5 protein-coding genes, 1 tRNA gene and 1 riboswitch are annotated in these 4,869 nt (G+C 48.0%); of the genes, 4 read left to right on the top strand and 2 right to left on the bottom strand.

Going from position 1 to position 4,869, the window contains the following annotated elements; all coding sequences use genetic code 11:
- The coding region (locus JKK62_RS09960) for a hypothetical protein (protein ID WP_207752168.1) at positions 1-494 on the top strand (494 nt) is incomplete at its 5' end.
- Positions 460-1,860 (top strand): tyrosine-type recombinase/integrase, encoded by a 1,401-nt coding sequence (locus tag JKK62_RS09955; RefSeq protein WP_366503308.1) that lies wholly within the window; start codon positions 460-462, stop codon positions 1,858-1,860. The genes JKK62_RS09960 and JKK62_RS09955, both read left to right, overlap by 35 nt.
- A 277-nt stretch (positions 1,861-2,137) precedes the next feature.
- Here JKK62_RS09955 and JKK62_RS09950 read toward each other — a convergent pair.
- Together JKK62_RS09950 and JKK62_RS09945 are read right to left on the bottom strand one after the other, a co-directional pair.
- Positions 2,138-2,213 (bottom strand) — tRNA-Trp (locus JKK62_RS09950).
- Between the two features lie 226 nt (positions 2,214-2,439).
- Entirely contained in the window at positions 2,440-3,372 is a 933-nt protein-coding gene (locus JKK62_RS09945) for a DDE-type integrase/transposase/recombinase (RefSeq protein ID WP_201427759.1), read from the bottom strand.
- 167 nt (positions 3,373-3,539) lie between these two features.
- Positions 3,540-3,647, top strand: a riboswitch (TPP riboswitch).
- 49 nt (positions 3,648-3,696) lie between these two features.
- Here JKK62_RS09945 and JKK62_RS09940 point away from each other — a divergent pair.
- Positions 3,697-3,993 carry a thiamine-binding protein gene (locus JKK62_RS09940; protein WP_201427758.1) on the top strand — a complete coding sequence of 99 codons (297 nt, stop codon included), beginning with the start codon at positions 3,697-3,699 and terminating at the stop codon, positions 3,991-3,993.
- Positions 3,962-4,747 (top strand): ABC transporter permease, encoded by a 786-nt coding sequence (locus tag JKK62_RS09935; protein ID WP_201427757.1) that lies wholly within the window; start codon positions 3,962-3,964, stop codon positions 4,745-4,747. Before JKK62_RS09940 ends, JKK62_RS09935 begins: the two co-directional genes overlap by 32 nt.
- Positions 4,748-4,869: the final 122 nt, after the last annotated feature.

Here is a 4,869-nt window from a genome sequence, read left to right as displayed (position 1 = left end):
GAACCCTTTTGGCGAAAGACACTAATCGTAATTTAGTAAGAGAGTCTGATTATTTTGATTGTGAATCGTCAAACAAACTATTCTCATATTTGGACATAATAAACTACTTTACGGAAAATATAACATACTATTGGAACGGTATGGAGATTTTAAGAAGAATTGCTACCGTAAACATATACGGAGATGAGGATGATTCGAGTATAGAGACAGAAGATGATAGATTACTATTAAACCCGGATTATTCTCATTATCGTTTCGGCAAATTCATCGAAGGCGAAGAATACGCGCTATTCTTAAAACAATTAGTCGAAAATGAATTTCACACAATGCTTAGTGATTTTGAGAATGATGTGAACCCATTTGACGAAGAAGCCAAAAAGTACAAATTACCGCGTCACGAGGAGTCAATAAAGAAAAGATGCAGGAAGTTAGAGGAAAGAATAGAAGATATAAAAGAAGGTGAAAAAACTGGCAACCATAGAAAAGAGGAATAATTCCTACCGCTTCATTGTGTCCTGCGGCTACGACATGACCGGCAAGCAGATCCGCAAAACCATGACGTGGAAGCCGGAGCCGAACATGACCACCAAGCAGATCGAGAAGGAAGTGCAGCGGCAAGCCACGCTGTTTGAGGAACGCTGTTTGAAAGGACAGGTGCTTGATGAAAACATCCGCTTTGCCGAGTTTGCCGAGATATGGCTAAAAGACCGCAAAAACGACCTTCGCCCGCGCACCTACGCCCGTTATGAGAGTCTGATACCGCGCATCAACGCCGCAATCGGTCACATCAAGCTCTGCAAGATACAGCCGCCGCATTTGCGCGCGTTCTACGCCAATCTCGCCGAGAGCGGCGTCCGGCTCGACACCAAATACACCTGCAACATCAGCATGGACGATTATCTGCGCGAAAATGAGCTGACGACCGCCGCGCTGTGCCGGCGTTCGGGTATCTCCAACACGACGATGATCTCCATTCGCAAGGGCAACAACGTCAATCAACAGAACGCCGAGAAGCTCGCGGCTGCGCTCGAAATGCCGCTGTCAGAGTTGTTTACGCCCGTCGGTGAAGGTCACAAGACGCTTTCAGGCAAGACGATCCAGCATTATCACCGCCTGATTTCTGTGATACTGAATACCGCCGTTGAGTGGGGCGTGCTGTTCTCAAACCCCTGCGAACGCACGAAAACGCCGAAAGCGGAGGAAAAGGAAGCCAAATACATTGACGAAGTACAGGCGGACGCGCTGATCAGCGCGATCGAGACCGCCGACGAGCTGCACCGCACCATTGTGCGCCTGCTGCTGTTCACGGGAATGCGGCGCGGCGAAGCCCTCGGCTTGAAGTGGTCGGATATCGATTTCAAAAAGGGAACGCTGAAAATCTGCCGCACGATACAGTTTCTTCCAAAGCGCGGTATCTTTGAGGACAAGCCGAAGAACAAGAGCTCCGAGCGCGTGATCAGACTGCCGCAGACTACGCTTGATGATTTGCGCGCGCACCAAGTCGCGCAGATGGAGCAGCGCCTATCGCTCGGCTCCTACTGGAAGGGAACAGAGGATTATGTGTTCACGAATCCGGAGGGCAAGCCGCTCAAGCCCGACAGCGTGTCGAGCTGGTTTTCCAAGTTTATGAAGCAGCACCCGGAGATCCCTTTCATTACGCTGCACTCGCTCAGACATACCAACGCCACGTTGCAGCTCGCCGCCGGCGTGCCGATCACTACGGTATCCAAGCGGTTAGGACACTCCAACACCGCCACAACCGGCAGGGTCTACGCCCACGCGATTCAATCCGCCGACGACACTGCCGCCGAAAAGATAGAGGATATTTTTTCAAAGCAAAAGACAAAAGCCGCCGTATAACGAACAAAACCGCTGCCATCACGACAGCGGTTTTTTCATGGGTTTTATTCAGAAGTCGACAGCGGCAAAGTCAAAAAAGCAAGCGGACGGCACTAAATGAATCAGCCAAAATCCCGCCGCAAATCTCAATAACTCTCTGTATAACCCGATACCCATAAACACCAAATAAACCCCAAACCGAGGATTTTTGACCCATTCGCCAAGCATCAGAACAGCACGGAACAAAAAGAAAAGTCTTAAAAACGGCTTAAATAAGCCATTTTTAAGACTATCGGTTTGGCAGGGGCAGAAGGACTTGAACCCTCGGCACGCGGTTTTGGAGACCGCTGCTCTACCAACTGAGCTATACCCCTAAATATTTAGTTGCTGCGAGGTGAGCCTCACTCACTCGCAGAAAGTATGATACCACATACACGCGGTTTTGTCAAGATGTTTTCTCGATAAAAACGCAGAATCTCTGCGTTGTAAATAGATGTGACCCATTATAGGTAAAAATAAAAGCAACGATATGGTACAATGTTTTTGCCCGCCTTTGGAGTGGAGCGTAGCGGAACGAAAAAGGCGGGCAAAAACGGCGACTCAGGCAGATAGCTTTTCCGCCAATAGCTGTTTAGCGCTTTTCCAGTCGAGCGTTCTCATTCTTTTACTATTGCTCCATTCCAAGTGGTCTTTGAGTTTCCTATTCAATTCTTCAACGCTTGTGAAGGTTTCCCAGTCATAGAAATATCTCTGATCGTTTCGATGACTTCTTTCTACTTTTCCGTTGTGCCAGGGTGTTCTGGGCGGTATCAGCTTATGATTTATTCTCAGTTTTTGAAGCGCTTTATCGAACGGGCATATTACGTCATCACTGATATATTTATAGGTAAATTCTGTTCCGTTGTCTGTTTGTATTGTCTGTATCCTAAATGGAAATGCCTTGATCAGCATTTTTAGAAACCTTACGCTATTCTCCGGTGTGTGTTCCTCAAAGGCGTACACAAACCTCATTCTCGTACATTCATCTATCGCTGTCCACTGATAAAGGTGCTTATTATCGCGCAAAACCTTGCCTCTGAGACAATTAAACGGTACTTCTTTTACATCTATCTGCACCTTCTCGCCCGGTGTCAGCAGCTCTGGATATCGTCTTTGCTTGCGGCTTTTCTTCTTCGGTTTTTTCTGCTCATGTAACCCCATTCTTTTGGCTGCATATACCATTCCAGAAAAGCTGCGCTTGTACCCTTTTCTCAGCAGATCGGTATATACGCCATCCCAACCATACCTTTTGAACTTTTTCTTGAATGAATTCTTTATCTGCCGTTCTTCTTTGGGCGTATGTCGGTTAGGATGGCTATGCGGTCTGTGTGAACGTTCTTTCAGCGACTGCCATGTTCCATCGTATCTTGCGCACCAACGCTTAACACTTGAAAGACTCACTCCGTATTTTTCGCTTGCTGCGCTCTTTCCTTTTTTGTATGCAAATTCAACTACCGCTTGCTTTTTCTTTGCTTCTTGTGTTACAATGTTCATGAGAAGTAACTTCCTTCTTGGTTAATGTGTTTTGTGGTGATTCCATTATACCATATTTTTGAAGTTACTTCTCTTTTTATTGGTTCATATCATTTTAACACATACAATCTGTCAACAAAAAAGCAAAATAAACTACTTGACATTTTGTGTTAGCAGTTGTAAACTATATGGAGAAGCAGGGGAGTCCGTGAAATCGGGCTGAGAAAAGGCTGCGTCGCCTTGACCCTTAACCTGATTCGGATAATGTCGACGTAGGAAGCTCATATATATTGTTTTCAGAGCACTGCGTTTGCGCGGTGCTTATTTTTTGTTAGGAGGAATTTTATGAACGCAAGCGTTGCAATCCAGACCTTGCCCGAGGCGAAGAACGACGAAGAGCTCATCCGCATAGTGGACGAGGTCATCGCCTATATCAAAAGCACGGGACTAAAGTGCTATGTGGGACCGTTTGAGACCGCCATCGAGGGCGATTACGACGAGCTCATGGATATCGTTAAGGAGTGCCAGCATATCGCTATAAGAGCCGGCGCGCCGTCCGTGCTCGCCTATATCAAGGTCGATTACCGTCCGGAGGGAGACGTGCTTTCAATTGAAAGAAAAGTTACGAAGCATCATATTTAAGGTTTTGCCGCCGGTCGCGGCGATCCTGCTGGTGTTCGGCGTATGGGTCGCGCTGTGTTCGTTCAGCGATATCCCCAAAAACATTTTGCCGTCGCCCGAGGCGGTATGGAAAGCGTTTTGGGACGACAGAGAGCTGATTTTTAAGCACGCTCGCGTGACGCTCATCGAAACCGCCATAGGCTTGCTCATAGGCATAGCCCTCGGCTTTTTGTCTGCGGCGGTCATGGATCGCTTCATCGTCGTCAAAAAGATATCCTATCCGCTGATAATCGTCAGCCAGACGATACCCACTATAGCCATAGCGCCGCTGCTGGTGCTTTGGCTGGGCTTTGACATGCTGCCCAAAATCGTGCTGGTAGTGTTCATCGTGTTCTTTCCCATCACGGTCAGCCTGCTCGAGGGCTTCGGCTCGGTGGACGCCGACACGGTCAGCCTAATGCGCTCGATGGGAGCCGGCAGACTAAAAACCTTCCGCTATGTCAAAATACCAGCCGCGCTCGGCCAGTTCTTCGCAGGGCTGAAGATATCCGTGTCCTACGCAGTTGTGGGCGCGGTGATTTCCGAAATGCTCGGCGGCACATGGGGCTTGGGAAGGTATATGACTATTGTGCGTAAATCCAACAGGTATGATAAAATGTTCGCGGTCATAATCGTTATCTCACTGCTCAGTCTGCTGCTGTTTTGGCTTGCAGGCGTTTTGCAGAGGATAACGATGCCGTGGGAAAAAGTTAATGAAAAAAGGAGAAAAATATGAAAAACATTAAAAAAGTAACAGCGGCTGTTCTCGCCTGCTCAATGCTGCTTGCGGCAGCGGCGGGCTGCGGCTCGAACAGCAGCAGCTCAAAAGCGGAAAGCTCCGGCAAAAGCACTGCCGAC

This window comes from Ruminococcus difficilis (assembly GCF_016680995.1).
Note: the sequence above shows the minus strand (reverse complement) of the source record. Positions and strands in the feature narration are given on the sequence as shown.

Excerpts from the sequence above, each read along its gene's own strand:
- JKK62_RS09940 (WP_201427758.1), top strand. The coding sequence starts at position 3,697 with ATGAACGCAAGCGTTGCAATCCAGACCTTGCCCGAGGCGAAGAACGAC.
- JKK62_RS09945 (WP_201427759.1), bottom strand. The coding sequence starts at position 3,372 with ATGAACATTGTAACACAAGAAGCAAAGAAAAAGCAAGCGGTAGTTGAA.